The sequence below is a fragment of the Micromonospora sp. Utrum1 genome, assembly GCF_057197805.1.
Map to the genome: position 1 here is coordinate 2130519 of NZ_CM170071.1, position 26204 is coordinate 2156722.

Annotated in this window: 23 protein-coding genes; 7 read left to right on the top strand and 16 right to left on the bottom strand. The window is 72.9% G+C overall.

All coding sequences use genetic code 11. The annotated features are described in order from the left end of the window. Window positions 1-90: 90 nt before the first annotated feature. Together AC0OLQ_RS10440 and AC0OLQ_RS10445 are read right to left on the bottom strand one after the other, a co-directional pair. Window positions 91-801: a DNA alkylation repair protein gene (locus AC0OLQ_RS10440; RefSeq protein ID WP_484531145.1), complete on the bottom strand. Its 711-nt coding sequence runs from the start codon at window positions 799-801 to the stop codon at window positions 91-93. A gap of 61 nt (window positions 802-862) precedes the next feature. Continuing rightward, entirely contained in the window at window positions 863-1489 is a 627-nt protein-coding gene (locus AC0OLQ_RS10445; protein ID WP_484531146.1) for a TMEM175 family protein, read from the bottom strand. A 428-nt stretch (window positions 1490-1917) separates the two neighbouring features. Between AC0OLQ_RS10445 and helR the strand changes: the two genes are divergently transcribed. Beyond that, window positions 1918-4062, top strand: coding sequence for an RNA polymerase recycling motor ATPase HelR (gene helR, locus AC0OLQ_RS10450; protein WP_484532319.1), 2145 nt, complete (start codon window positions 1918-1920; stop codon window positions 4060-4062). A 40-nt stretch (window positions 4063-4102) separates the two neighbouring features. On the opposite strand, the gene AC0OLQ_RS10455 is transcribed toward helR, so the two are convergent. Continuing rightward, on the bottom strand, window positions 4103-4612 hold the full coding sequence (locus tag AC0OLQ_RS10455) for an RrF2 family transcriptional regulator (RefSeq protein WP_484531147.1): 510 nt from the start codon (window positions 4610-4612) through the stop codon (window positions 4103-4105). Between the two features lie 131 nt (window positions 4613-4743). Here AC0OLQ_RS10455 and AC0OLQ_RS10460 point away from each other — a divergent pair, with 131 nt between their 5' ends. Next, window positions 4744-5484, top strand: coding sequence for an SDR family oxidoreductase (locus AC0OLQ_RS10460; RefSeq protein WP_484531148.1), 741 nt, complete (start codon window positions 4744-4746; stop codon window positions 5482-5484). 90 nt (window positions 5485-5574) lie between these two features. On the opposite strand, the gene AC0OLQ_RS10465 is transcribed toward AC0OLQ_RS10460, so the two are convergent. Then, a complete protein-coding gene (locus AC0OLQ_RS10465) occupies window positions 5575-7782 on the bottom strand; it encodes a hypothetical protein (RefSeq protein WP_484531149.1) in 2208 nt (735 codons plus the stop codon). A gap of 581 nt (window positions 7783-8363) precedes the next feature. Between AC0OLQ_RS10465 and AC0OLQ_RS10470 the strand changes: the two genes are divergently transcribed. Genes AC0OLQ_RS10470 through AC0OLQ_RS10480 form a run of 3 tightly spaced genes read left to right on the top strand, consistent with a single transcriptional unit; the run spans window position 8364 to window position 10133 of the window. Next, complete coding sequence (locus AC0OLQ_RS10470) at window positions 8364-9035, top strand: hypothetical protein (protein WP_484531150.1); 672 nt, start codon at window positions 8364-8366, stop codon at window positions 9033-9035. After that, complete coding sequence (locus tag AC0OLQ_RS10475; RefSeq protein ID WP_484531151.1) at window positions 9032-9427, top strand: phage holin family protein; 396 nt, start codon at window positions 9032-9034, stop codon at window positions 9425-9427. The genes AC0OLQ_RS10470 and AC0OLQ_RS10475 overlap by 4 nt, the downstream gene beginning before the upstream one ends. A gap of 22 nt (window positions 9428-9449) precedes the next feature. Continuing rightward, window positions 9450-10133, top strand: coding sequence for a DUF3618 domain-containing protein (locus AC0OLQ_RS10480; RefSeq protein WP_484531152.1), 684 nt, complete (start codon window positions 9450-9452; stop codon window positions 10131-10133). 108 nt (window positions 10134-10241) lie between these two features. On the opposite strand, the gene AC0OLQ_RS10485 is transcribed toward AC0OLQ_RS10480, so the two are convergent. The 3 genes from AC0OLQ_RS10485 to AC0OLQ_RS10495 all read right to left on the bottom strand — a co-directional run bounded on the left by AC0OLQ_RS10485 (window position 10242) and on the right by AC0OLQ_RS10495 (window position 13072). After that, window positions 10242-10484, bottom strand: a complete 243-nt coding sequence (locus AC0OLQ_RS10485) for a CPCC family cysteine-rich protein (RefSeq protein ID WP_357333240.1) — start codon at window positions 10482-10484, stop codon at window positions 10242-10244. A 97-nt stretch (window positions 10485-10581) separates the two neighbouring features. Further along, entirely contained in the window at window positions 10582-12651 is a 2070-nt protein-coding gene (locus AC0OLQ_RS10490; RefSeq protein WP_484531153.1) for an amylo-alpha-1,6-glucosidase, read from the bottom strand. A 4-nt stretch (window positions 12652-12655) separates the two neighbouring features. Next, the gene (locus AC0OLQ_RS10495; protein WP_484531154.1) at window positions 12656-13072 is read right to left on the bottom strand and encodes an SCP2 sterol-binding domain-containing protein; all 417 of its coding nucleotides are present in this window, start codon (window positions 13070-13072) and stop codon (window positions 12656-12658) included. A gap of 220 nt (window positions 13073-13292) precedes the next feature. Between AC0OLQ_RS10495 and AC0OLQ_RS10500 the strand changes: the two genes are divergently transcribed. Further along, window positions 13293-13472, top strand: a complete 180-nt coding sequence (locus AC0OLQ_RS10500; protein WP_357333238.1) for a DUF397 domain-containing protein — start codon at window positions 13293-13295, stop codon at window positions 13470-13472. A gap of 86 nt (window positions 13473-13558) precedes the next feature. On the opposite strand, the gene AC0OLQ_RS10505 is transcribed toward AC0OLQ_RS10500, so the two are convergent. Continuing rightward, window positions 13559-14356, bottom strand: a complete 798-nt coding sequence (locus AC0OLQ_RS10505; protein WP_357333237.1) for a zinc metalloprotease — start codon at window positions 14354-14356, stop codon at window positions 13559-13561. 440 nt (window positions 14357-14796) lie between these two features. Between AC0OLQ_RS10505 and AC0OLQ_RS10510 the strand changes: the two genes are divergently transcribed. Beyond that, window positions 14797-15723, top strand: coding sequence for an SCO6745 family protein (locus AC0OLQ_RS10510; RefSeq protein ID WP_484531155.1), 927 nt, complete (start codon window positions 14797-14799; stop codon window positions 15721-15723). Window positions 15724-15742: 19 nt separating this feature from the next. Here the strand turns inward: AC0OLQ_RS10510 and AC0OLQ_RS10515 are convergent, their stop codons facing one another. From AC0OLQ_RS10515 to AC0OLQ_RS10550, 8 genes are read right to left on the bottom strand one after another with little or no spacing between them, the layout of a single operon-like run. Next, complete coding sequence (locus AC0OLQ_RS10515; RefSeq protein ID WP_484531156.1) at window positions 15743-18490, bottom strand: glycoside hydrolase family 38 N-terminal domain-containing protein; 2748 nt, start codon at window positions 18488-18490, stop codon at window positions 15743-15745. Further along, complete coding sequence (locus tag AC0OLQ_RS10520) at window positions 18490-19635, bottom strand: Gfo/Idh/MocA family protein (protein WP_484531157.1); 1146 nt, start codon at window positions 19633-19635, stop codon at window positions 18490-18492. Before AC0OLQ_RS10520 ends, AC0OLQ_RS10515 begins: the two co-directional genes overlap by 1 nt. Beyond that, on the bottom strand, window positions 19632-20543 hold the full coding sequence (locus AC0OLQ_RS10525) for a sugar phosphate isomerase/epimerase family protein (RefSeq protein ID WP_484531158.1): 912 nt from the start codon (window positions 20541-20543) through the stop codon (window positions 19632-19634). The genes AC0OLQ_RS10520 and AC0OLQ_RS10525 overlap by 4 nt, the downstream gene beginning before the upstream one ends. After that, window positions 20534-21742, bottom strand: coding sequence for a CehA/McbA family metallohydrolase (locus AC0OLQ_RS10530; RefSeq protein WP_484531159.1), 1209 nt, complete (start codon window positions 21740-21742; stop codon window positions 20534-20536). The genes AC0OLQ_RS10525 and AC0OLQ_RS10530 overlap by 10 nt, the downstream gene beginning before the upstream one ends. A gap of 2 nt (window positions 21743-21744) precedes the next feature. Next, window positions 21745-22911 carry an ABC transporter ATP-binding protein gene (locus tag AC0OLQ_RS10535; protein ID WP_484531160.1) on the bottom strand — a complete coding sequence of 389 codons (1167 nt, stop codon included), beginning with the start codon at window positions 22909-22911 and terminating at the stop codon, window positions 21745-21747. Next, the gene (locus tag AC0OLQ_RS10540) at window positions 22911-23789 is read right to left on the bottom strand and encodes a carbohydrate ABC transporter permease (protein WP_484531161.1); all 879 of its coding nucleotides are present in this window, start codon (window positions 23787-23789) and stop codon (window positions 22911-22913) included. The genes AC0OLQ_RS10535 and AC0OLQ_RS10540 overlap by 1 nt, the downstream gene beginning before the upstream one ends. After that, window positions 23786-24733 (bottom strand): carbohydrate ABC transporter permease, encoded by a 948-nt coding sequence (locus AC0OLQ_RS10545; protein ID WP_357333229.1) that lies wholly within the window; start codon window positions 24731-24733, stop codon window positions 23786-23788. Before AC0OLQ_RS10545 ends, AC0OLQ_RS10540 begins: the two co-directional genes overlap by 4 nt. Next, a complete protein-coding gene (locus AC0OLQ_RS10550) occupies window positions 24708-26105 on the bottom strand; it encodes an extracellular solute-binding protein (RefSeq protein ID WP_484531162.1) in 1398 nt (465 codons plus the stop codon). Before AC0OLQ_RS10550 ends, AC0OLQ_RS10545 begins: the two co-directional genes overlap by 26 nt. Window positions 26106-26204 lie beyond the last annotated feature (99 nt).

Genomic DNA, 26204 nt, shown 5'->3' on the forward strand with positions numbered 1-26204 from the left:
CCAGCAGAGCCGAATGGCCAGTCGATGCCCCGGCCGCACCGGCCGCGTGCTGGCGCAGCCGGTCGAGCACGAACCAGGTCACCGCGAGAGTCAGACCGTGCCGGCGAGGTACTCCCTACGTCGCTGCGGTTCGAACTTCTCGATCGCGTACCGCAGCATGACCCGTGGCATGGCGCGGTGGTGTCGGGTCAGGAACTCCTCCGCCGCCGCTCTGTCGCGGTTGCCGACCTCGCGCAGCATCCAGCCCACCGCCTTGTGGACGAGGTCGTGCGGGTCGCGCAGGAGCCGTTCGCTGAGCCGGAAGGTCCACTGAAAGTCGCCGGCTCTGATGAAGGCGAAGGTTGCCATGATGGCGATCCGCCGGTCCCACAGCAGGCTGGACCCGGCCAACCGATCCAGCACGCTACGGTCCTTGTCCATCAGCCAGGGGCCGACGATGTACGGCGCGGACGAGTCGACCAGGTCCCAGTTGTTGATGTGGCCGGTGTTGGCCAGGACCGTGGCGAAGATCCTGCCCCGTTCCACCTCGTCGCCCTTGGCGAACTTCCGCACCAGGATGAACAGCGACGTCAGCCGCTCCTCGTGCACGCCGCTGGTCAGCAGCTTCGCCGTTTCGGCCAGGGAGAGGTCGCGCCAGTAGCGGCCGGCCACCCTGCGCTGCTCTGGCACGGAGACGCCGATGGCCCGGTCGCCTTCGCCGTACCCGCCCGGAACCATCTGCAGGAATCGGCTCACGCTCTCCGCCCGGCGCGGGTCGGCGAGGCCGGCGAGTTCCCTGCGGACGTCCGCGGTCGTGACCATGGCTGTGCAACCTACCGCGAACGCCGGTGCCTGCTGTGCAGCGCGCCGACGCCGAGCGCGCTCACGCCCTGCCGCTCCCGTCGCGCCGCGGCTTCGCGATCTCGCCCCGGATCGGCAACCAGTAGAAGGGGATGAAGGCGGCGATCACCGCCACGCCGAGGGCGGGAAGCAGGGCGCCCAGCAGGGTTCCGACGGCGATCCAGACAAGGGCGAGCCGGAAGCGGCGGCCGATGGCTCGTACGCCGGCGGCGTCGATGGTGGTCACGAGCAGCCGGTGGTTGCGGCGTGCGTGCGCCCAGATGGCGTTGAACAGGATGGCGGCGAATCCGAACGCGATGCCGTGGAAGACGACCGCGGTGCGCTGCCCGTGCCCCCCACGGAACGCCTCGGCCAGCACGGAGGCGGCGAACGGCAGGAACGCGATGTCCATCAGCAGCACCGTGTTGAGGAACAGCATGGCCCGGTCGACGGTGCGGATCTGGTCGAACATGACGTGATGGTTGGCCCACACCTGCCCGATCAGCATGAAGGTGACCACGTACGCCAGGTAGGACGGCCACAGTGTGGCGAGGCCGTGGAACAGCTGCTCGGTGTCCCGCGGCGGGCGGATCTCCAGGACGAGCAGCGTGACCGCGATGGCGATGACCGCGTCGCTGAACGCGACGACCCGCGACGGATCGCGTTCCATGCCGAACGGCGCTGACCTTCCGGGCCCGCGAACAGGTTCTGTCACCGTCCAAGCGTCAAGCACCGGACGCCGGCTCGCGGGGAGCCGGGCGGCGTGTCATCCCGCCGGCTGGAGGCCGTCGACGTGTCGATGCCCGGACCGGCGGTGGCGGGACCACACCACGCGTCCGCTGGGAGTCCGCGACAACCACGAAGCAAGAAAAGGGGGAGTACCTACTCCCCGCCACTCTCAACATATAGCGCACCGGGGGGCTTGCGGCAAGACCCGGGTCGTGCCGCACAATCGTCGGCCGAGGCCAGGACCTGCGGAAACGGGGGATCCGCCAAGTCGATGCCCGCCGCGGCCCCCAGGTTCGTCATGCCGGTTCGAACGCCCTGCCGCGCAGTCGTTGCGCGCGGCCCCAGATCGGAGCTGATCACGTGAACCCGCTGACCACCAGCGCGTTTGACCTCCCCGACAACCTCTCCGCCAAGGCCGACCCAAGGCTGATCGCCGCCGACGAGCAGCATTTCGCGGCCATCGCGGAGAGCCTCGAACGGTCGATCGCCGACCTGTCCGGCCGCCTCGACGCCGCGCGCAGGGCGCCCGGCGGGATGGGCCGGCGTGCGATGGACCGGGACGAGGAGATCCACCGGCTGACCGCTCGTCTGCGCGCCCTGCGGCGCTTCGGCCTGGACCTGTGCCTCGGACGGATGGTCGGCGCGGACGACTCCGAGCCCGTGTACGTCGGACGATTCGGCCTCACGGACGGCGCCGGGCGTCGGCTCTTGCTCGACTGGCGCTCTCCCGCGGCTGCGCCCTTCTTCGGGGCGACCCACGCCAATCCGATGGGCCTGGCAAGCCGCCGCAGGTATCGCTGGACCCGCGGCCGGATCAGCGACTACTGGGACGAGGTGTTCACCTCGGACGGGTGGGAAGGGCACGCCGCGCTCGACGACCAGTCCGCCTTCATCGCCAGCCTGGGCGGCACCCGGTCGGCCCGGATGCGGGACGTGCTCGGCACCATCCAGGCCGACCAGGACGCCATCATCCGCGCGGGATCGAGCGGCGCGCTCGTCGTCGACGGCGGTCCGGGCACCGGGAAGACCGTCGTCGCTCTGCACCGCACCGCCTACCTCCTCTACGCCGACCCTCGCCTCGGTCACCGCCGGGGCGGTGTCCTGTTCGTCGGCCCGCACCAGCCCTACCTGGCCTACGTCGCCGACGTCCTGCCCAGCCTCGGCGAGGAGGACGTGCAGACCTGCACCCTGCGGGACCTCGTCCCCGAGGGCGCCGCGGCGACCATCGAGACCGACCCGGACGTGGCCCGGCTGAAGTCCTCCGCGGACCTGGTGAAGGCGATCGAGGCGGCCGTCCGGTTCTACGAGGAGCCGCCGGCCAAGGGGATGACGGTCACGACCGACGAGTCCGACATCCGGCTGAGCGCCGACGACTGGGCCGAGGCTTTCGAGGCGCCGGGGCCCGGCACACCGCACAACGAGGCGCGGGACGAGATCTGGGAGGAACTGCTCACGATCCTGATGGGGAAGTACGTCGGCGACGAGCCGGATGAGCTGGTCCGCAGGTCGCTGGCGCGGAACCGGGATCTGCTCACCGCCTTCAACCGCGCCTGGCCGCTGCTCGATCCGGCCGACCTCGTCGGAGACCTGTGGTCGGTCCCCGCCTACCTGCGGAGGTGCGCTCCCTGGCTCAGCCCTGAGGAGGTCCGGAAGCTGCAGCGCGCCGACGCGCGGGCCTGGACGGTGTCCGACCTGCCTCTCCTCGACGCGGCACGGCAGCGGCTCGGCGACGCGGAGGCGTCACGACGCCGGCTTCGGCGCGACGCCGCCGTCGCCGTCCAGCGCGAGCACCTGGCCAGGGTCGTCGACGACCTGATCGCGTCCGACGCGTACGACGACGGCGAAGGCCTGATGACCATGCTGCGCCAACAGGACCTGCGGGACGCCCTGGTGGACGAGACCGGACTGTCCGGCGCCGCTCGGGACCCGCTGGCCGGCCCGTTCGCGCACATCGTCGTGGACGAGGCTCAGGAACTGACCGACGCGGAGTGGCAGATGTTGCTGCTGCGGTGCCCGTCCCGGAGCTTCACCATCGTCGGGGACCGCGCCCAGGCCCGGCACGGGTTCCCGGAGTCGTGGCAGGAACGGCTCGAGCGGATCGGGCTCGGCCGGGTCAACCTGGCCACCCTGAGCATCAACTACCGGACACCCCAGGAGGTCATGACGGAAGCCGAGCCGGTCATCCGGGCCGTGCTCCCGGACGCCAACGTGCCCACCTCCATCCGCGGCAGCGGCGTCCCCGTCGTACACGGATCTGCCGCGGACCTGGACCCGATCCTCGATTCCTGGCTCGCCGCGCACGCCGAGGGGATCGCCTGCGTCATCGGCGCTCCCACGTTCCGGTCGACGCCCCGCGTCCGGTCGCTGACCCCGGAGCTGTCGAAGGGGCTCGAGTTCGACCTGGTCGTCCTCGTCGACCCCGAGACGTTCGGCACGGGCGTCGAAGGAGCGGTCGACCGATATGTCGCGATGACCCGGGCGACCCGGCAGCTCGTCATCCTCACCAGCCCCTGACGCCAGCCGGGCCAACGGGAACATCGACCGCCCTCTGCGGCTACGCCCGCTCGCCGGTCGCGATGCCGCCCTCGTCCGGCCCCGTGAGCCAGGTGCGGATGCCGGCGAGCGCGGTGGGGCCGTAGTCGTCGTCGACACCGCGGGCGAGGTCCGCGATGGATGTCGCCTGGAGGGCGGCGCGCCACGCGGCGTCGGCGCCGGCCATCGCGCGTGCGATCGGGCACGGCCGGGTGCAGGCCTCCTGCGCCGCCGCCAGGGGGCCGCGCTGGCGGATCTCGGTGCACACGAACGTGGGCTGAGCGCCGTCGACCGCTTCGACGACGTCGAGGATGGTGATCAGCTCGGGCGCCCTGGTCAGGACGTATCCGCCCGCCTTGCCCTGGACGGAGGTCACGAGGCCCGCGCGGGAGAGCGCCTGGAGCTGTTTGGCCAGGTAGCTCCCGGAGACGTCATGCAGTTCCGCCAGCCGGGCAGCCGGCACGGGCTCCGTCGCGGTGGTCAGCACCACGCAGCAGTGCAGTGCCCACTCGACCCCACCGGACAGCTTCACGCGACCCCCCCCCACTTGACTCGGACAAAGACTATCCGATTACTGTCTCGGACAAGAGTTATCCGAGTTCGGGGCCAGCGTCCTCGACGAAGCCGGCGTGCCCTGCGGCACGCCGTGGAAGGGTGAGAGCCATGAAGCTCACAGTCATCGGCGGTACCGGCCTGATCGGCTCGCAGGTGGTGCAGAAGCTGAAGGCAGCCGGGCACGAGGCCGTCCCCGCGGCGCCGTCGACCGGTGTCGACCTGCTCACGGGAGAGGGCCTGGACCGGGCGCTGGAGGGGGCCGAGGTCGTCGTCAACGTCGCGAACTCGCCGACCTTCGACGCGGCCTCGATCGACTTCTTCCGTACCACCATGACCAACCTGCTGGCCGCCGGGGAGCGTGCCGGCGTCCGGCACCAGGTGGTCCTCTCGATCGTCGGTGTCGACAAGGTGCCGCAGCTCGACTACTACCGCGCCAAGACCCTGCAGGAAGACCTGCTCCGGCAGGGGCCGACGCCGTACTCGATCGTGCGGGCCACCCAGTTCTTCGAATTCATGAACGCGGCCCTGGCCATGACCTCCGACGACAGCACGGTTCGCCTGCCCGCCACCCGGATTCAGCCGATGGCCGCCGCGGACGTCGTCGACTCGGTCGTCGACGTCGCCACCGGGACGCCGCTGCAGGGCATCCGCAACGTCGCCGGCCCGGACGTCTTCGCCCTCGACGACCTCGGCCGGATGACCCTCGCCGCGCAGCAGGACAAGCGGAGCGTGGTCACCGACGACAAGGCCGGCATGTTCGCGGCCGCCACCGGCGACGTGCTCATCGGGGGCCCGGACGCGCACCTCGCGCCCACGCACTACCGGGACTGGCTCCAGTCCGCCCGCTGACCCGGATGGGTCGTACTAGATGACCCCAGGGTGGCCGGCCGCGGAGTTCCCGCGGCCGGCCTGGCCGAAGGTGCCGGCGACAGGTCCCGGTCAGTGGGGGGCGGGATCTCCGGCGCCGGGTCCGCCCGCCCCCGGGTCCGTCGGCTCGCGGAGGCGCTGGACCAGTTCGCGCGCCGCCGCGGCGAATCGCTCGTCGGACTCGCAGGGCCGGTGCCCCTGGATCGGCGGCGGGACGCTGTCGCCCGGCGGAGCCACCACGTCGACGGGATCTCGCAGCCGGCGGTCCACCGTCGCCGCCGGCCGGCCGACGGCAACCGTCCCGCCCGGCCGGTGGGAGGAGAAGACCCAGCCGCCGACGGGGTCAGTGTCGCGCCACAGGTTGATCCACCGCCAGCCGACCCGGGCGCCGATCTCGTGCAGCACCTCGTCGTCGATGTAGGCGGGGAAGAGCCGGGCGTAGAGCCGGCGCAGCGGTGACGCGTGGGTGAGCAGGGCGACCCGGCTGCTGACCCGGGGTGGCAACTGGAGCACCGCCGCGGCGGCCAGGACCGAACCGTGGCTGTGCCCGGCGAGCAGCACCGCGTTGCCGCGTCCGACCAGGTACGTGATGCGTCGCGTCAGCTCCGGCACGGCACGTTCGGCGTAGCAGGGCGGCGCGAACGGGTGGGCGGCCCGGGGCCAGAACGTGCCCAGGTCCCACAGGACGCCGACGTGGCGCCGGAACTCGACGGTCCGGTAGGCGAAGACCCCGCCGAGAACCAGGCCGAGGATAAGCGCGGCGATGACCCAGCTGCCGAAGGCGATGCCGAAGGTGACCAGGTCGGCCGGCACCCCTGCGAACCGCTCTACGACGCCGCCCGGAGACAGCCCCAGCAGACCGATGGTGGTGGTGGCCGTGCCGAGTCCGGCGAGGCAGGCGTAGACCGCGGCCAACGGGATCAGCCATTCGGTGAACCGGGCCTGGGCTATCGTCTTTCGCACCTGCCGCAGTCGCGGCTCGGCCTCCGCCGGCGGGTCCGGGTGGTCGTGCGCGACGATCGCCGCCGCGGCACGGAAGCGGCCGCGTCGGGAGGACACGATCACCAGGCCCACGACCACCAGCGTGATCAGTACCGCGCGGAAGAAGCCGAAGATCGCCCAGGTGTACGCCCGCGGCGGACCGGCGGCCAGGCCCGCGTCGATCGGGGCGTCCCGGTCCAGGAAGTCCGCCGCCCGGTAGATCAGCTCGGCGGAGTACACCACCGCCAGACTGATCGCCGCGGCCGCGATCGCCAGCGCCCCCAGCCCGAGGAGCGGCGTGGCGAGCGGCCGGCGCCAGAGCAGTGCGGCTCCCAGCGCGGCCAGCAGGGCCGTCTGGGTCGCGAACAGCCAGGTCAGGATCGATTCGTAACCGGGTAGGCCGCCCCCGTCGTGCCATCGCGCGGACCCGGCCAGGACGTGGGCCGTGACCACGACGGTCAGGACGACGGCGATCGTCCGTAGCGTGCGGGTGATCCGGTCGAGCCGGCGATCCGCGGGGGCCCGGTCGATCAGCGCGGGCGTGCAGAGCAGGACCACACAGGTGGCCAGGACGGCCCCGGTGACGACCACCAGCGCGATCGTGACGGCCGACGCCCCGCCGGGGACCCGGGCGGCGAGCAGCGCGCCGTCCAGTGTCGCGAACGCCGCGGCGACATGGATGGAACGCAGCCGACCCACCAGCGGCTCGGCGTCCCACTGACCGATCGTGCTGAGCCCGTGTCCGGAGACCTCCGTCTCGGGTGCGCGAAACGCTTCGAACACCCTCCCCGGGCGGGTGCTGGCCCGCCAGACCAGCCCGATGGCAGCGGCCGGAACCAGCGTCAGGGCCGCCAGCCGCAGCCCGACGGGGCGCCCACCCAACCACGACAACCAACTGCGTCCGGCCAGGCAGTCCGGCGAGGCCATGCACTGCCACGCGACGAGGTCCAGCGCGACGCCGGCGACGGCGAGCACGTACAACGCGGTGAGGGTGAGCGCCAGCAGCCGGCACAGGGATCTGATCACCGCATCGGAGCCATGGTTCGCCGGGCGCATCCAGATCGCCAGGTTGGCCAGCATGAACGGCAGCAGGAACACCAGCGACAGGGTCCGGGCCATCGTTCCGGAGGGCAGGTCGCCCCAGCGGTACGCCTCCACCGTCACCCGGCCGTCGGCGACCTCTGAACGGCGGCGGCGGTAGAAGCCCCCACTGCGGTCGCCCGCGACCTGCTCGGCCTGCGGCAGGTTCAACACCTGGCCGGCGCTCGCGCCCGCGGCCCCGTGTACGCGCAGCGCCACCACGTCATCGGACGTCCCCGGCCCGCTCAACCAGGGCCTGTCAGCGACTCGACGCTGTTTCGCGTTCCGAACCCGTCGCGGCGCCGCTGAGCGCCGAAGGACCCCCACGCCCGGAGGCGATCGCGCCACCCGCCAGGGCACTGGGATCCCCGACAGACGCCTCGCTCATCTTCCGACGCCCCGCTCGCACCACGGCCACCCCCGCCACCAGTGCTGTCAGCGACAACACCGCCGCCTGCAGCAGCCGGCCTCTCCTGCCACGTCCACGCTTCATGCCGATCCCCTCACATTCGGGCCACGTCGCCTCATGGTGACCGGGTCAGAGCGGCAGTGCCCGGCCATTCGGCGCAGTTGACACGTTCGGGCTGTTTCCGGCGGCCTGCGCGACGGCATCCCCCGCCCTTCGCCGCCGCCGGTTCCCGACGTGGACGCGGTCGGGCATAACGGCCGGTCACGTGGGCATTCAGCGGGCGAATTCCAGGCAGGTCGAAGAGTGCGTGGTCCACACCGCCGGCGCACGCCTATGTGGCGGACGGCGCAGAAGGGCTTCGTCGGCCGGGAGCGAGGGAGGAAGTAGGGCCATGACGGCAACCAACCAGAGCCGGCCCCCGGGCGGCACGGGGGAGCAGGCCCGGCAGGAGGCGTCCCGGGTCGGGCAGCACGCCGCACAGACGGGTGGCAAGGTCGCGCACGCCGCGACGGAGCAGGGCGGGCACGTGGCCGCCGAGGCGCGGGAGCAGGCCCGGAACCTGACCGGGCAGGCCACCACGCAACTGCGGGACCAGGCCCGGACGCAGCAGCAGCGGGCCGCCGAGGGGCTGCGCGACCTGGGTCGTGGGCTCGGCTCGATGGCCGAGCAGAGCGGGGAGTCCGGGATGGCCGGCGAGGCGGTCCGGCGAGCGGCCGACGCGGCGCAGCGGGCCGCCGGGTGGCTCGACCAGCGGGAGCCGGGTGAGGTGCTGGACGAGGTGCGGGGATACGCCCGGCAGCACCCGGGCACCTTCCTCGCCGGCGCCGTGGTGGCCGGTCTGCTGGTCGGCCGGCTCACCCGGAACCTGACCGCCTCCGACGGGGCGGGCTCCGGCGCTCAGCCGGCCCAGTCCACGCAGCCGGCGACGGCGGCGCTCCCGCCTGAGCGCGCGGTCGCGACGCCCTACACGGGCGAGCAGCCGTACAGCGGGGTGGCCCGGGCGCAGAACGTGTCGCCGGCCGGTCGGCCGGAGCCGGAGGTCCCGGGCGGGGTGGCGCCGTGAGCGCCCCGGAGAAGGAGCGGAGTCAGTCCTCCGTCGGCGAGCTGCTGGGCGACGTGACCCGGGATCTCTCCACGCTGGTCCGCAAGGAGGTCGAGCTGGCCAAGGCGGAGCTGCGTGAGGAGGCGAGCCAGGCCGGCAAGGCCGGCGGGATGTTCGGCGGGGCGGCGCTGGCCGGTTTCCTGACCGTGCTGTTCGTGTCGTACGCGGTCTGGTGGGGTCTGTCGAACGTGATGGACGAGGGCTGGGCCGCGCTGATCGTGGCGGTCATCTGGGCGGTTGTCACTGCCGTACTGCTGGCCAATGCGCGGAAGAAGATGCAGCAGCTCCGCGCGGTCTTCCCACGGACGAAACAGACCGCGCGGGAGATGCCGCAGGCCATGCGAGGCCGCTGAACGAGCCAGGAGGGAGCGGATCATGTCCAGTGATCCGGATCGGATCCGATCAGAGATCGAGAACACCCGGAGCGAGTTGAGCAGCGACGTGGATGCCCTGACCGACAAGGTGAACCCGCGTCGGATCGCCGGCGACCGGGTCGGGCAGGCGCGAGGCGCGCTGACCCGGGTCAAGGAGAAGGTGATGGGCGCACAGATGGACGGGCACGGCGCCGGCCAGCGGATGTCGCACGCCGCCGGCGAGCGGATGTCGCACGCCAGCGAGCGGATGTCGCACGCCGGCGAGCGGATGTCGCACGCCGGCGGGCGGATGTCGCACGCCGCCGGTTCGGTCCGGGAGGAGGCGCGGTCGCTCGGGCAGCAGTCCCGGGCGCAGGCGGAGGGCAACCCCCTCGCGGTCGGCCTGATCGCCTTCGGCGCCGGGCTGCTGGTCTCCTCGCTGATCCCGCCCAGCCGCCCCGAGCGGCAGTGGGCCGGGCAGGCCCGGGGCATGGTCAGCGAGCACTCCGCCGGGCTTCGCGAACAGGCGAGCCAGGTCGGCAACCAGCTCCGGGACAACATGCGCGAACCCGCGCAGCAGGCGGCCCAGTCGGTGCAGTCCACCGCCGCCCAGGGCGTGTCCGCCGTCCGGGACCAGGGCCGATCGGCCGCGCACCAGGTCCGGGAGGAGACGCAGGAGGCCGCCGGCGAAATGCGGCGCCGTTGAGCCGGTCGAGCCGGTTCGGGCTCCGACCCGCGGCGTGAGCACGGCCTGCTGTCCACCGGGCAGCAGGCCGTGCGCTCGGGTCATCTGCCGTGGCTGCGGGCGCGCGGGTCAGGGACGCTCGTCGGGGCGGGCCGACCGGACCATGTCCTGGTAGCGGGGGTGGCTGGCCCCGTAGATGGCGAAGTTGAGCCGGGCGTGCGACAGGCTCAGGTCGCCGTTGGGGCCGCCGCGCACCGCGCCGGCGTCCGCGTCGCCCTGACCGTCGTCCGTCCAGAAGCACACGGGGCAGGTGCCACCACCGGTCAGCGAGGCGCAGCAGGGACAGGCCGCCTGAACCGAATGATCACCCACCGGTGCAGCATTTCACAGTTGACGGGGCAACGCGCCCACCCACCCGGCCGCTGGGACAGTGTGTTGATGGGGGGCTTGCGGTGGCGCGGCCGTCGACCTAGTCGGTCGACTCGGCCGGGGAGCCGTCGGTCGTGGTGCGACTGCGCCCCAGCGCATCGATCCTGCCCCACCGCCCGGGTATGTCGAGCAGTTCCACCCGCCCCAGTCCGGGTGGGAGTGCCGGGTCGATGATGAGGTGCCCGTCGTGGGGCTGCAGACCGAGAATCACCCGAAGCAGGAGCAGGGGAGTTCCCGCCGACCAGGCCTGGGGGCTGCAGGCGGTCGGGTACTCCACCGGGTAGGTGGTCCGGGCTCGCGGATATCCGGCGAAGGCCTCGGGCAGCCGGCCCTGGAAGTATTCGGCTGCGTCGAAGATGGCCTGGCAGATGGTGGCGGCCTCGCGGCGGTAGCCGTAGCGCCAGAGGCCCCAGGCGATGATGGAGTTGTCGAACGGCCAGACCGTGCCGACGTGGTAGCCGAGCGGGTTGTAGCGGGCGCAGTCGGTGGCCAGGGTGCGCACCCCCCAGCCGGAGAAGAGCCGCTCGCTGAGCAGCAGCTCGGCGACCCGACCGGCGCGGGACTCCTCGACGATTCCGCTCCACAGCAGGTGCCCGATGTTGGAGGAGAGCGCGTCGACCTGGCCGCCCTCGGCATCCAACGCGAGGGCGTAGTACTCGCCGTCGGCGATCCAGAACTCCTCGTTGAACCGGGCCTTCAGGTCGGCGGCCTCGCGCTCGAGCCGGTCGGCGTAGGCGGGATCGTTCCAGAACAGCCGGGCCAGGCGAGCGCCGCGGATCTTGGCGTCGTAGGCGTAGCCCTGTTGTTCGCAGGTGGCCCGGGGGAACGGTGGCAGGCGCCCGTCGCGATAGGAGATCGAGTCCGGAGAGTCCTTCCAGCACTGGTTGACCAGGCCGCTGTCGGGGTTGCGGGTCTCGTACCAGATGTAGCCGGTGCCCAGCAGGTCGCCGTGGGTGTCGACCCAGTCCAGCGCGGCGCGGGCCTCGAACTCGTAGGCCCGCACCAGAGTGTCGTCGCCGGTCCAGCGTTCGTACTCGTCGAGCAGGACGACGAACAGGGGAGTGGTGTCGGACGCCCCGTAGTACGGCGAGTGGGGTTGTTCCTCGAACCCGGCGGACTCGCCGTAGCGCAGCTCGTGGAGGATCTTGCCGGGCTCCTCGTCCCGGAAGTCGTCGACGCGGCTGCCCTGGCCGTAGGCGAGCGTGCCGATCGTCGCGGGCACCAGCTGCGGGGTGAACGGGAGGGCCTGGAGGCAGGTGAAGATGCTGTCCCGGCCGAACACGGTCATGAACCACGGCAGGCCGGCCGCCACCAGTTCCTCCGCCATCGTGATGGAGGTGTAGCGCAACGCGGCCAGGTCCACCAGGCTCTGCCGGTAGGCGGTGGCCATGGACGCGTTGTCGCACTTCAGCCGGGGCGCCGCCGCCGTCCAGCGCCGCAGCTGCTCGTCGAGCTCGTCCGGCGAGCGGGCCTGGCGCAGCCGCATGCTGTCGCGGAAGTCGCGCTCGTGTGCGCCCAGCACGAGCGTGCGCACCTGCAACCGGGTCTGCCACTCCGACTGCGGGGGTACGCGCACCTCGAACGTCATGCCCTCCGCGTCGACCTGGGCGGGCGCCGAGCTGGAGATCACGGTTTCCCGGTGGAAGTGGTCACGGCGGTAGCGCAGCCGCAACCGCCCCTCCTCCACGATGGCCTGCACCGGCGCCTTCTTGGCCTGCGGATTCTTGATCTCGAAGATGTCGGCGAAGTCCGCGCCCATGTCGATGCGTACCGTCATGATCATCTCGGCGTCGGTGTGGTTGAGCACCGAGAGTTCCTCGGTGAAGCTGCCGCCGATACTGCGATCGCGGATCACCGACACCGTGGCGTCGACATAGTGGGTGGGCTCGCCGGGCACCAGGAAGAACCGGCTCTCGTAGTAGCGGATGTCGTCCACCGACAACGCGTGCAGCCGTTCTCCGTTCACACTCAGCCGCCAGGTGGACAGGAAGCGGGTGTCGTAGGAGAACAGCCCGGTCGGCACGCTCGGCGACGGGTCGACGTCGCCACGGTCGTCGCACACCAGGAAGGTGTTGCCGTCGAGGATGCTGATCGACTTTCTGATCGCCATGTCGTCACGACGTCCCGGCTCGCCGCCGCTCGCGCCACGCCTGCCCATGGGGAGATCGCCGTCGCGCGCTCTCGCGCGGATCGACGGTGCCCGCCGCCGACGGGAAGTACCGGCGGAAGGCCAGGATCAGCCGGGCGTCGCCGGCGAGCGTCGCCTCGTTGCGGAGCAGCACCGCCGTCGCGGGCGACTCGCCCCGCACCAGCCGGGCGAACACCGCGGGGGTGGTCGTCAGCACCGCGTCGGCCGCGGCGACGTCCCGGTTCACCACCACCTGATCCGATGCGGTCAGGTCCACGTACCAATGGTCGGTCGAGCCGTGGTTCACCAGGTCGACCCGGAGCGTTCCCCGAACTCGCGGCGGCAGCATCGCCCGCCCCCGCGACGGCAGCGCCACGAAGAAAGCCCGAATCTCATCGTTCATACCAGCCCCCGCCCGATTGCAGCGTAGGCCACCCGACCTGCCCGGAATGACGTTTTCGCAGGTTGGCGCGGGGGTCGGCCCGCGTCGTCAGGGCCGTTCGCGGCGGCTTCGTGAAGCCGGTGCGGAGGGAATGTGACATTCCCACCCGGTTGGCCGATTAGACCAGATGACGCTTGTTCCGCTCCGGCCGTCCACGGCCGGCTGACGACAGGAGAACACCATGCGGTGGATCCGCCCGATCCGATGCGACAACTCCGGCCCGAACTGCCTGGAGGTCGCCGTCACCCCGGACGGCGACCGGGTGTTGCGGAACTCGCAGCGACCGGAGATCACCATCAAGGTCGACGCGCAGGAATGGTCGGCGTTCGTCGACTCGGTGCGGGCCGGCCAGAGCTTCTGACCGGTCGGTGGGTTCGGTCCGCCCGGGCCGACGGGAAGGGGTTGACGGGCCGCTGGTCGCGGCCCGTCAACCCCGACGGACCTCGGTTACTTCACGCCACCGGCCCGGAACGCCACCCAGGCGTCGCTCATCCGGTCGGCCTGTCCGGCCGTGAACATGTCCATGCAGGAGTCCTGCGTGTAGTCCATGAAGTTGTGGATCGGGTCCAGCCCGGGCGCCGTGCAGGTGTCCGCCCCGACCGGGCAGTTGAACTGCGGCGCCGCCTCCCGCGGGGTGTCCGCGACGTAGTCGCCGGAGGCCGAGCAGCCGTGCGCGAACGTGTGCTCCAGCATCAGCCAGTGCCCGACCTCGTGCGTCAGCGTGTCACCCAGGGCGTACTTGCCCGCCGTGCCGCCCGGCATCGACTCGTCCAGCATCACCACGCCGTCGATGTAGTCCCGGCCGTTGTTGTAGCCCTTCGGGAAGTACGCCCAGCCGAGGAGCCCACCGCCGATGTTGGCCGCGTACACGTTCAAGGTGCGGGCGTCCCCGGTGTACAACGCGTGCTTCATGTCCCGCTCGTTCTTGCCGGGCACGACCGTGTACCAGTCGCTGTTCACCGTCCACGTCGTGTCGACGAGGGAGAACCGGAACGGCGTGTCCGAGGCGTTCGCCGCCGTGCGGCCGGCGTACGAGTCGTTGAGCACCTTCATCTGCGCCGCGATGAGGGTCTTCCACCTGGTCGTCTCGGCCGCGCTGAGGGCGTGGTCGGAGACCATGTGGAAGACCGTGGGAATGGTGACGCTGCCGTTGGGCAGGCGCGGCGAATCCTTGATCACGCCGTAGGCGTTCGCCTCGTTCTTCGAGTACAGCTCCGGCTCCTGCGCGGTGGCGCCCTCGCTCACCCGCGCCGCGCTGTGCCCCTCGGCACCCGGCTGGCACGCCGTCACAGCCGCGGAGGCGGTCAGGGACGCCGCCGTACCCGCCGCCGCGGATGCGCCACCGGCCGCCAGGAATGTCGCCGCGGTAGCGGTCAGGACCGCAAGTTGGAACGTCGATCTTCTGTGCATCTTTGCACCTTTCACGCCAGGGGATTGAGTCACCGAGCGGGATGGACGAGGCCCGCCGCGAGCAGGCCGGTGACTCGTCGTTCCGGTATAAGAACACGTCGTTGACCTGAGCAACAGGACCCAACAGGCATCCTTCGGCGGACTCCCGACTCATCGGAGCTCGCTCCTGCCCGGTGGGGCGGCCCCGGGGAGGCGCGGCGGGGACCGGCGGGTGACAGGCCGCCGCCGGCATGGGAACCTACCGGTCGGTAACGTCCTCGACGGAAGGCAGCGACATGGCGGACCTGGCGCACCCCGGCTGGCAGAACCCGACGGCGCTCGAACCGGCCCTCGTGCGCCGCGCCTGGCGGGTGACCGAGCCCCTGCACGCGATGATCTACTTCGTGCCGGAGGCGCACGAGCGGTACGCCGCCCTCGGCATCCCGGAGCCGGCCGGCTACTTCGTCTCCCGTGCCGCCGCGATGGGCCCCGTCGGTCCGGGCCCGGTGGTCGCCACCTTCTTCAACTTCAACCCGGACCTCGTCGCCCGGGTGCTGACGGCCGCCTGGGAGCGGACCACGCCGGCCGCCGTGCTGGCCGCCCGGCTGGAGGCCGCCGGCGCGGCCCTGACCCGAGCGCTCGGCGACGCGGTGCACGGCCCGGAGCTGGCCGAGGCCGCCGACCTGGCCCGTCGCGCCGCCGAATCGGCCGCCGCCCACCCCGAGGGGCGGCCACTGTCCGCGGCGCACGCCGCGCTGCCGTGGCCGGAGCAGCCGCACCTGATCCTCTGGCAGGCCCAGACGGTCCTGCGGGAGTTCCGCGGCGACGGGCACGTCGCCGCCCTGCTGCTCGCCGGCCTGACCGGGCTGGAGGCGCTGGTGCTGCACGCCGCGTCCGGCGAGGTGGCGGTCCGCTTCCTGCGCCGAACGCGGGGCTGGAGCGGCGAGCAGTGGGCGGACGCGGTCGAGCGGCTGCGCGGGCGAGGGTTGATCGAGGGCGACGAGCCGACACTGACCGAGAACGGGCGGGCGCAGCGCGCGTGGATCGAGGCGGCCACCGACGGGCTCGCCACGCCCGCGTACGCGGTGCTCGGCGCCGACGGGTGCGCCCGCCTCGCCGAGCTGACCCGGCCGATGAGCCGGGCCGTGGTCGACGCCGGACTACTCAACGTCGACAACGCCGTGCCGCCGCGGGCCGACCGGGTGTCGTCCCGCCCGAGCTGAGCCGGGCCCGGTCCCGCCGTCAGGTCAGGTCGAGTTGCACCGTGGCGATCTCCCAGGCCCGCAGCGGCAGCCGGACCAGCCCGTCACCGCCGACCGCGAGCGGCTCGCCCGCCCGGCCGAGCAGGTCGGCCCGCCACGCCCCGCGGACGGTCGGGCCGCCGAGCACCGCGGTGGTGTCCATCGGGGTCTGCGCCACCAGTCGCACCTCGGTGCGGCCGGCCCGGTCCCGGACGCTGGTCAACGCGACGCCGGGGCCGTCGACGGCGAGGCCGACCGCCGGCGCCGGCAGCGCGGTGTCCGGATCGGCCGTGCCGGCGAACGCCAACAGCTCGTGCCGGTACGCCTCGGCCGCCGCCAGCACCCCGGCCTCGTGCCAGGCGCCCCGGTACGGCAGCACCGCCAGCTCGACGGTGCGGGTGCCGCGGCACTGCGCCTCGGGGGTCGGCAACTGCGGGCCGGCGGGCTCGTCGCGCAGCGCGTGCCGGTTGCGCGACAACATCCCGATCGACCGCAGCACGGTGACGGCCAGCTCGCGGCCGGCGTCGGTCAGCTCGTACTCGGTGGGCTGGGTCAGCAGCACGGCCAGCGCGCCGTCCGGACCGCCGGCGGCGACGAACCCGTTGGCCGGGAAGGTGGGCAACGGCACCTCACCGCCACCGCCCTCCGCGGTCAGGCCGCGCGCCACGACGGCGAACTGGCCCTCGGCGTACGAGGTGTCGGCCGGTGACGGCAGCGGCAGGTGCAGCCGGACCCGATGGTCGTCGCAGCGGTTGTCGAACTCGACGCGCAGCCGGACGAACGGCTCGCCGCGGCGCAGCTCGACCCGGGTGGTCACGGTGATCGGCTCACGGTCCACGGCGCGGGAGCCGGCGTCCACGTCCGCGGCCACCGGCCAGCGGTACTCGCGCACCACCTCCAGCACGGCGAGCAGCGGCCCGTCGTGGCGCACCACGGTCCGCACCGCCCGCGGCTTGTCGACCAGTTCGTCGGCGGCCGGCGGGGCGTAGTTGTAGCTGTCGCCCACGTCGCCGCCGTCGACGATCCGGCCGACCCCGTCCACGGTCACCCCGTCCGGGGTGGCCAGCGTCAGGGTGCCGTCCTCGGCGACGTCGACCCGCAGCAGGCCGTTGTCGAGGCTGCGGCCGGCCACGGTGACCGGGTCCGACGCGGGCGTCGCGGTCGCCGGGAGCGGCACCGGCCGGACCGCGGCGTGCCCGAGCGGTGGCACCTCGACCAGGGCGGCGACGGTTGCCCGGGGCTCGGCGACGATCCGTACCCGCCACCGGTCGGGCTGCCCGGCGGCGGCGAGCGCCAGCCGGACGTCCGCCACGTCGAAGGCCGGGTCGCCGTGCCGGGCCACCTGGAAGGTGAGTGTGGCGTCGTCGGGCGACACCGACCAGGCGGTGACCTCCTGGCCGTAGAGCTCCCGGCCGTGCACCCGGGTGAGCACGGCCGGCAGGTCGGCCGCCGGCACCACGTCGTCGGCGAGCAGCGTGCGGCCCCGGTCGAGGACCTGGGCGGCCACGCTGCGGCCGCCGGCGTCGGCGAGCGCCACGGTGCCGTCGGCCGGCGCCGCCACGTCCAGGCACACCAGGGCGGTACGCGCCGCGGGGGTGGGGTTGAACAGCAGGTAGGCGTCCCGGGGCACGGCGGCGGCCAGCCGGGCGCCGACCAGGTCGCAGACCGCCCGGCCGAGCTGGTCGGCCTCGGCGAGGCGGGCGGCGACCTGCTCGGCGGTCTCGTCGCAGCCGCAGCCGGTCACCGAGTCGTGGCAGCTGGCGTCGATCAGCCGGGTCCAGGCCATGTCGAGGAAGCGCTGCACGGACCCGTCGTGGGTCAGCGCGGCGAGCGGTTCGGCGTACCGTTCGACGCGCCGCTCGGCGCGGTTCATCGCCCGCTTGAGGTGAGCGCGGACGGAGATCACGCCGGGCAGGATGTTGGCCCGGGCGTGCGAGCGCAGCTCGCCGCGGACCACGGGCAGGCCGTCCACCGTGGCCGGTTGGGTGGCGAAGTACTCGCTGAGGGTGCCCAGCCGCAGCCGGGTGCCGGCGAGGTCGGCGGTGGCCAGCAGGTCGGGGGCGTCCGGCGCCGGGGCGGCGTGGTCGGTGCCGTACATCGCCAGGACCGGGGTGTCGTCGCCGGCCGGCCGCCAGCCGGCGAGCCGGTCGGCGAGGTCACCGGCCCGGCGGGTGACCTGCGCGGCGTCGTCCATCAGGCCGGCGGCGTTGCCGTAGCCGCCGGGCAGGTACTGGGTGCGGACGGTGGTGCCGTCGGGCGCCTGCCAGGCGAAGGCGTGGTGGTGCACCCGCTCCGGTACGCCGCGGAACACGCAGGCGTGGGCCAGCCCGGCCCCGGCCAGGATCTGCGGCATCTGGGCGATGTGGCCGAACATGTCGGGCAGGTAGCCCACCGGCATGGCGCCACCCAGGTCGGCGCTGCGGGCCAGCCCGCGTTCCAGGTTGCGGACGATGTTCTCGCCGGAACAGAGGAACTCGTCGAGCAGGATCTGCCAGGGGCCCACCGACAGCCGGCCGGCGCGGACCAGGTCGATCACCTGCTCCCGCCGCTCCGGGCGCACCTCCAGGTAGTCGTCGACCGCGGCGAGCTGCCCGTCGAGGGTGAACCGCTGCCGCGGGTCGCGCTCCATCCGGTCGAACACCTCGTCCAGCAGCGCCACCAGCCGCAGCCGGAACCGCTGGAACGGCTCGTACCACTCCCGGTCCCAGTGGGTGTGTGGCACCACGATGATCTCGGTCGGTCGCGTCATCAGCTCGCCGCCTCTCCGCCGATCGCCGCCCCGGTCAGCTCACCGTAGCGGCGTACCACCTGCTGGCTGGTTCGTACGTCGGCCGCGCCCTCGGCGATGCCGGTCAGCGGCGCGGCGCCCGCGGTGACCATCGCGTGGAACGCGACCAGCTCCTGTTCGAACGCCTCGGTCACCGACCGGTACGCGGCCCGCCGCTCGCCGCCGCCGTGCTCGTCCACCACGGTCAGCGTGGTCGGCGCGTTCAGCAGGTAGGGCGAGGGGAACACCAGCTCCAGCGAGCCGCGGGCGTGGTGCAGGGTGACCGTCTCCCGGTAGGCGGGGTAGTCCGGGAGGTTGAGCCACCGGATGCCGTAGCGGGCGCCGTCCGGCAGCCGCCCGCTGATCTCCACCGACGGCTCGGCCGGGCCGTCGGGGCTGAGCGGCCAGGTGGCGACCTGCTCCACGGTGGCCGGCGCGCCGGTGAACAGCCGCAGCAGGGACAGGTCGTGCGAGATGCTGTTGATCAGGATCTGGTAGAGGGTGCGGGCGCCCGGGTCGGCGCCGACGGCGGCGTCGAGCAGCCGGTGGTCGGCGGCGGACAGCCGGGCCAGCTCCGCGGCCGGCACGTCGCCGGCGGCCGGGGGCAGGTTGGCGAAGCGCAACTGCCGGTCGCCGCCGGCGTGCAGCACGGTCACCTCCACGGCGTGCACCCGTTCGGCGCCGCCGAGTTCCGCCAGCAGCCGCGCGGCCTCGGCCACCGCCGGGTCGTACTGCTTCATGTAGCCCACCATCAGCGCCGGGCCACCGGCGCCCAGCTCGGCCAGCCGGGCCGTCTCGGCGAGCGTGTAGGCCAGCGGCTTCTCGCAGAGCACCGGCAGACCGGCGCGCAGCGCCAGCGCGGCCAGTTCGCCGTGCGAGCCGGAGGTGGCCAGCAGCACCGCGTCGCAACCGCCGTCGGACACCATCCGGGTCGCGTCGATGTAGCGGCGGGCGGGCTCGACGCCGTACCGCTCGCCCAGCTCCGTCACGCGGGACGGGGACAGGTCGGCCAGCGCGACGATCTCGAACAGGTCGCCGCGACGTTGCAGCAACGGAAGGTGCACGGCGCGGGCGATGATGCCCAGCCCGGCCACCGCGATGCGGATCCGCTTGCCCGGCTCGGTCATCCCAGCGCCTCCTCGAGCCACCGCCGGTTGGCGTGCTGGTCGGCGCGGATCCGGTCGAGGTCCCGGCCGTCCTCGGGCGCGTCCTGCTCGATGACCAGCCAGCCGGTGTAGCCGATGTCGTCGAGACCGGCGAGCACCCCGGCCAGGTCGACGTCGCCGCGGCCCAGCGCGCAGAAGCCGCCGGCGGCGACCATGTCCATCAGGCCCCCACCGGCCGCCCGGACCCGGGCGTGGGCGGCGAGGTCGGCGTCCTTCAGGTGGACCTGGCCGATCCGCCCGGCCCAGCGGCGTACCGCGGCCACCGGGTCGCCGCCGGCCAGCGCCAGGTGCCCGGTGTCCAGGCAGATGGCGATGTCCGTCAGTTCGAGCAGCCGATCGGCCTCCGCCTCGGTCTCCACGTCCGTGCCGAGGTGGTAGTGGAACACCGGCTCCAGACCGCGGTCGCGGCACCGGTCGGCGGCCTGCTGCACCCGGGCGGCGAAGTCCGGCCAGGCCGCGGCGGGCAGCGCCGACGCCAGGTCGGTCGGGGTGCCCGGCCGGGCCATCCGGGCCGGGTTGCCGGGGCAGGCCAGGGTCGGCCGGGGCGCGAACCGGTCGTCGTCGACCGGCGCGGCGGTGAACACGTCGAGCGCGGCGTCGAGCTGGGTGAGGTCCGCGGCGAAGCCGGCCGGGTCGGCGAAGCGCAGGTCGACCCAGCCGCCGGCGAGCCCGACGCCGGCCGCGGCCAGCCGCCGCGCGAGGGTGTCGCCGGTGCCGAGGTAGCCGATCGGGCCGGAATCCACTCCGGTGTAGCCGTCGCGGGCCAGTGCCGCGAGCAGGTCGTCGGGGCCGACGGGTGCGTCGGTGGGCTGGTAGATGCCGTAGTTGACGGGGGCGCCGGCCACCCGGGTGCGTCCGGTCAGCTGCACAGTGCGATCACCTCCATGCGGTGGGACTCCAGGACGTGCAGCCCGTCGCCGGCCGGCAGCAGGCACCGGTCGCCGCGGACCAGCCGGTGACGCCCGTCCGGGTAGGCCAGCAGCGCGCCGTCGGCGTCGAGCGCCAGCAGCTCGTCACCGAGGCGCAGCAGCAGCGGCCCGTCGGGGTCGGCCGAGACGGCGGTACGCCCGCCGCGCAGCGCGTCCAGCACGGCGTCGCCGGGTGCGCTGTCGCCGTCGGCGAGCACCCAGGTGGTGGGGGAGCCGGGCGGCGCGTCGGCGCCGGGGCGGTGGAAGTCGCTGCCGCCGATCGCCACGACGTCCGCCCGCCACGCCCGGGCCCACGCCAGCGGGGCGCCCCAGGTGCGATCCCACCAACCGGAGTGCCACACCTCGACCAGCGGGGTGCGGTCGGTCAGCGGCTGGCGCCAGGCGCAGTCGCCGCCGAGCGGATGGTTGACCGACATCAGCCCGCCGTCTCGCCGGGCGGCGGCCAGCCACTCGTCGGGCGGCCGGCGGAAGTCGACCCAGCCCACCGGGCCGAACACGTTGGCGTGCCCCCGGTCGGTGGTCACCTCCTGCCCGGGCAGCAGGGTGATGCCGTAACGGGCGGAGGCGTCCGGCAGCCACGGGTGGTGGCTGACGGTGTTGTGGTCGGTGACGGCGAGGAAGTCCAGGCCCCGGGCGGCGGCGAGCGCGGCCAGCTCGTCGATGGTCTGCGCGCCGTCGCTGTGCACGGTGTGTGCGTGCAGGTCACCGGCGAGCCAGCGCCGGCCGTCGAGGCCGGGCAGGTCGCGGCGGGGTGGGCGGTCGGGCCGGGGTGGCGCCGCCGGTGCCGGGGGCGCCGGCAGCCGGGCCGCGCTGGTGGTGGCGGTGACGTCGTAGTCCAGCCCGTCGGGTGGGATGCGGTGCAACCGCAGCAGCACCTGCCACTCGCCGGGTTCCAGCTCGCCCGGCAGGTAGCCGGGGGTGGCCCAGTCGGCGGCGATGGTGTAGCCGTCGCGGGCGCCGCCCGACCAGCCCCGGAAGCCGTCCGGCCCGACGCAGCCGAGGTCGAGCACCCCGGCCTGGCGCGGGTAGTCCAGCCGGACGGTGAGCGCGGCGGTGCCGGGTGCGACGGTCACCGGCAGGGTCCGCAGCACGTCGTCAGCGCGGTCCTGCAGGGTCCACTTACCGCGGTGCACGACCATGGTCAGCTCCGCACGGCGGCGCCGGCGCGGGGGGCCGGCACGGCCGCCGTGGCGGCCGTGACCAGGTTCCCGTCGCGGTAGAGCAGCGACCGGCCGGGGCGCGGCGTCACCCAGCCGGTGTCGCCCGGTTCGGGTTCGCCACCCTCGGGTACGACGACCTGCACGCTGGTCCGCTCCGCGGCGACCGGGGCGGAGCCGTCGCCCGCGCCGGTGCTGTCGCCGGGTACGTCCAGCGACACCAGGGAGACGCTGCCCAGGTTCTCCACGACCACGACCTCGCCGGTCAGCGCGCCGGGTACCGCCGTGGGGGAGTAGTCGAGGTATTCGGGACGGATCCCGTAGACCAGCCGCTCCCCGTCGGTGACCTGCCCGCGGGCGTCGTCGGGCAGCGGCAGCCGGACCCCGCCCACGGCCAGTTCGTCGCCGTGCACCCGCGCGTCGACCAGGTTCATCGGGGTGGAGCCGATGAAGCCGGCGACGAAGGTGTTGGCGGGGCGGCGGAACACCTCGGTGGGGGTGCCCACCTGGCGGATCCGGCCGCCCTCCATCACCGCGATCCGGTCGGCCAGGGCGAGCGCCTCGGCCTGGTCGTGGGTGACGAAGACGGTGGTGACGCCGAGTTCCCGCTGCAGGCGCTTGAGGAAGGTCCGGGCCTCCAGCCGCAGGCGGGCGTCGAGGTTGGACAGCGGCTCGTCGAGCAGGAACACCTGCGGGTGGCAGGCCATCGCCCGGGCCAGGGCGACGCGTTGCTGCTGCCCGCCGGAGAGCTGCCCGGGACGGCGCTCCAGCAGCCCGGCGAGGCCGAGCTCGTCGGCGGTGTCGGCGGCCTTGCTGCCGCGGCTGCGCCGGTCGACCTTCTTGATCCGCAGCGGATAGGCGATGTTGTCCCGCACGGTCATGTGCGGGAAGAGGGCGTAGTCCTGGAAGACCATGGCCACGTCCCGCTTGCCCGGCGGCAGGTTGGTGACGTCGCGCTCGCCGATCCGCACGCTGCCGCCGGAGGCGACCTCCAGGCCGGCGATGGTGCGCAGCAGGGTGGTCTTGCCGCAGCCGGACGGGCCGAGCAGGGCGAAGAACTCGCCGTCGGCGATCTCCAGGTCGAGGGCGTCCAGGGCGCGTACCCCGCCGGGGTAGACCTTGGTCAGCTCGCGCATGGTGATGGCGGACATCAGCGCTTGATCCCTCCGTGGAAGCGGAACCCGTATCGGCTGCTGACGAAGACGAACATGAGCGCCACCGGCAGCGAGTAGAGCAGCGAGAAGGTGGAGAGCAGCCGCAGGTCGGCCTGCCCGCCCTCGGTGTAGAGGGTGTACATGATCACCGCGGCGGGGGCCTTGTCCGGCCCGCGCAGCAGCAGGAACGGCACCAGGAAATTGCCCCAGACGTTGGCCACCGCCCAGACCCCGACGGTGGCCAGGCCGGGGCGGACCAGCGGCACCACGATGTGCCGCATGATCTGCAAGGGGCTGGCGCCGAAGACCCGGGCCGACTCCTCGTAGGAGGTCGGGGTGGAGTCCATGAAGTCCTTGAGGATGAAGATGGCCGCCGGCAGCAGCCCGCCGCTGAGGATCAGAACGACGCCGAGCCGGGAGTCGATCAGGTTGAGCCGGAAGGCCAGTTCGAACAGCGGCACCATGGTGGCGGTGCCGGTGACGATCGACGACAGCAGCAGCAGCCCATAGAGCAGCGCGTCGCGGCCGGGCACCCGGACCCGGCTCAGCGCGTACGCGGCGAGCGCCGCGAAGGTCACCACCAGCGCGGCGGTGCCGGCGGCCAGGTAGACCGAGTTGAGCAGCGAGCTCAGCGCGTACGGGTTGTCCAGCAGGGCACGGAAGTTGTCCAGGGTGAACCGCGGCAGCGAGGCGGTGATGGTCGGGTTGTCGTCGAACGGGGCGGTGGCCAGCCACAGCAGCGGCAGTGCGAAGAAGCCCAGTACGGCGCAGAGGAACGTGTAGCGGCCGATCTGGGCGAGCAGGTGGCGTACCGCGGCGGTGGGCCGCTCGCCGGTCGGTTCGGTGGTGGGTGCGGGCGCCGCGGTGGTGGTCACGCCGGCTCCTTCCGCCGGCCCAGCATGCGCAGGTAGACCAGCGCGATGACCAGGTTGATCAGCAGCATGATGAACGAGATGGCGGCGCCGAAGCCGAGTTCGCCGCCGGAGAGCGCCACCTTGTAGACGTAGACCGGCAGGATCTCCGAGCGCTGCTCGGGCCCGCCGGCGGTGATCAGGAACGGCGCGAAGTCGTTGAACGTCCAGAGGCTGATCAGGAGCAGGTTGGTCAGCACGTGCCCGCGGATGCGGGGGAAGACCACGTCGCGCAGCTGCTGCCAGGTCGAGGCGCCGGCCAGCCGGGCGGTCTCCAGGTGCGAGCGGGGGACGTTCTCCAGCGCGGCGGCGTAGAGCATCATCGAGAACGCGGTGCCGCGCCAGGTGTTGAAGACGATGATCGACAGCATCGGGTGGTCCAGCAGCCAGGCCGTCCCGGGGATGCCGAGCAGCGCGTTGAGCGTGCCGGCGTCCCGGTCGAGCAGGGCGATCCAGAGGAACGCGACCACCGAGCTGGGCAGGATCCAGGAGAGCAGCACGAAGCCCTCGACCACCCGGCGCAGGGGGCCGCGGCGGTCGCGCAGCGCGAACGCGATGGCGAAGCCCAGCCCGGCCTGGCCGATGACCGCCGAGCCGAGCACGAACTGCAGGGTGAGCAGCAGCGAGCTGGTGAACCGCTCGTCGCCCAGGGCCCGGGTGTAGTTGTCCAGGCCGACGACCTCGGGATGGGCGGCGGCGAGGCCGGTCAGCCGGTAGTTGGTCACGCCCAGGTAGATGGTCCAGGCGGCCGGCACCACCAGGAAGACCAGGATGAGCACCATGGCCGGGACGAGGAACCCGGTGGCCCGGGCCCGGCCGAGGCCGGCGGCGTCGGGGGCCGGGGAGGCGCCCGGGTCCGGGCGCCTCCCCTCCACCACCTGGTCAGGAGGTGACGTTACCTGGGCCACCGACGATCCCTTCGACCTTCTTCTGGTACGCGGTGGCCGCCTCGTCGGCGCTCTTGCCCGAGGCGGCCGCGGCGGTCGCCTCCTGCAGCGCCACCGACACCTGCGGGTACACCGCCAGCGGCGGCCGGTACGCGGTCACCGGCAGCACCTTCTCGGTGATGAAGCTCAGCATCGGGTCGCCCGCGAGGACCTCCTTGTTGACGTCGCTCCGCGCGGTGATCCGCTTGTCGCCGGCGAGTTCGGCCTTGACGCCCTCCGCCGAGTGCATGAACGACAGCAGTTCCCACGCCTGCGAGGGGAACTTGGAGTTGGGGTTGAGCACCCGGACCCCGCCACCGGACATGCTGACGAAGTCCTGGCCGCGGATGCCGGCGCCGGGCTGCTTGGCCGGAATCATCGCGTAACCGACGCTGGTGTCCCGGTCGGCCATCTTGGCGATGCCCGTGGTCGGGTTGACGACGCTGCGCCAGAAGTAGTCACCCTCGGCGAGAATGCCGATCTTGCCGGCGGCGAACTCGGCGAACGACTTGTCGCGCCCCTTGGCCTCCTGCTGGAGCTTGGGGTCGCCCAGGCCGCCACCGTAGACCTTGGTGTAGAAGTCGAGCATGTCCTTGACCGGCTGGCTGGCCCCGGCCCACTTGCCGTCCTTGTAGATCTCGCCGCCCGCGCCGACCAGCAGCGGCAGCGCGCCCTGCATGGAGGTGGCCTCGCCCATCGCGGTGCCGGCGTTGATCTGGATCGGCGTCACCCCGGGCAGCGTCTTGAGCTTGGCGCCGGCGTCGAGGATCTCCTGCCAGCTCTTCGGCTGCCAGTCGGCGGGCAGGCCGGCCTGGGCGAAGAGCTTCTTGTTGTAGTAGAGGACCCGGCCGTCGGTGCCGAGCGGGATGCCGTAGCGCTTGTCCTCGAACGAGCCGAGGCCCTGCACGGTCTCCGGGATCTGGGACCAGCCCTCCCAGGAGTCGACCTGGTCTCCGGCCACCTCGTTCAGCGGCTTGAGGTAGCCGGCCTGGACGAACTCGCCGACCCAGATGCCGTCCACGGCGATCACGTCGGCGCCGCCCTTGGAGCGCAGGTCCAGGGCCAGCTTGGTCTTGTACTGCTCGTCGTCGACGCCGCTGGGCACGAACGTCACCTTGGCGGTGACGCCCTTGGCCTTCTGCGCCTCGACGAACTTGGGGATGACCCACTTCTCGATCCACTCGGCGCCGGCGGAGTTCTTGCCGCCCACGATGGAGTTGGCGGAAATGGTGAGGGTGATGTTCTTGGCGTCCTTGCCGGCGGGCTCGTCCGAGCCGCCGCAGGCCGTGGCGGTGAGGGCGACGGCGGTGAGCGCGGCGAGCACGCCTGCCGCGTGTCTCGGCTTGGCTGACATGGGCTGTTTCCCTTCGCAAGGAGAGACTTCGAAGAGACTCGCGAGGTCGCCCCGCCGGCCGCGCGTCCGCCGCCGGCGGTGCTTGCGGCCACAATGTCA

Coding starts and splice junctions, on each gene's coding strand:
- AC0OLQ_RS10470 (WP_484531150.1), top strand. CDS start 8,364: ATGACGGCAACCAACCAGAGCCGGCCCCCGGGCGGCACGGGGGAGCAG.
- AC0OLQ_RS10445 (WP_484531146.1), bottom strand. CDS start 1,489: ATGGAACGCGATCCGTCGCGGGTCGTCGCGTTCAGCGACGCGGTCATC.
- AC0OLQ_RS10535 (WP_484531160.1), bottom strand. CDS start 22,911: ATGTCCGCCATCACCATGCGCGAGCTGACCAAGGTCTACCCCGGCGGG.
- AC0OLQ_RS10460 (WP_484531148.1), top strand. CDS start 4,744: ATGAAGCTCACAGTCATCGGCGGTACCGGCCTGATCGGCTCGCAGGTG.
- AC0OLQ_RS10515 (WP_484531156.1), bottom strand. CDS start 18,490: ATGACGCGACCGACCGAGATCATCGTGGTGCCACACACCCACTGGGAC.
- AC0OLQ_RS10440 (WP_484531145.1), bottom strand. CDS start 801: ATGGTCACGACCGCGGACGTCCGCAGGGAACTCGCCGGCCTCGCCGAC.
- AC0OLQ_RS10500 (WP_357333238.1), top strand. CDS start 13,293: ATGCGGTGGATCCGCCCGATCCGATGCGACAACTCCGGCCCGAACTGC.
- AC0OLQ_RS10495 (WP_484531154.1), bottom strand. CDS start 13,072: ATGAACGATGAGATTCGGGCTTTCTTCGTGGCGCTGCCGTCGCGGGGG.
- AC0OLQ_RS10530 (WP_484531159.1), bottom strand. CDS start 21,742: ATGGTCGTGCACCGCGGTAAGTGGACCCTGCAGGACCGCGCTGACGAC.
- AC0OLQ_RS10520 (WP_484531157.1), bottom strand. CDS start 19,635: ATGACCGAGCCGGGCAAGCGGATCCGCATCGCGGTGGCCGGGCTGGGC.
- AC0OLQ_RS10490 (WP_484531153.1), bottom strand. CDS start 12,651: ATGGCGATCAGAAAGTCGATCAGCATCCTCGACGGCAACACCTTCCTG.
- AC0OLQ_RS10510 (WP_484531155.1), top strand. CDS start 14,797: ATGGCGGACCTGGCGCACCCCGGCTGGCAGAACCCGACGGCGCTCGAA.
- AC0OLQ_RS10550 (WP_484531162.1), bottom strand. CDS start 26,105: ATGTCAGCCAAGCCGAGACACGCGGCAGGCGTGCTCGCCGCGCTCACC.
- AC0OLQ_RS10480 (WP_484531152.1), top strand. CDS start 9,450: ATGTCCAGTGATCCGGATCGGATCCGATCAGAGATCGAGAACACCCGG.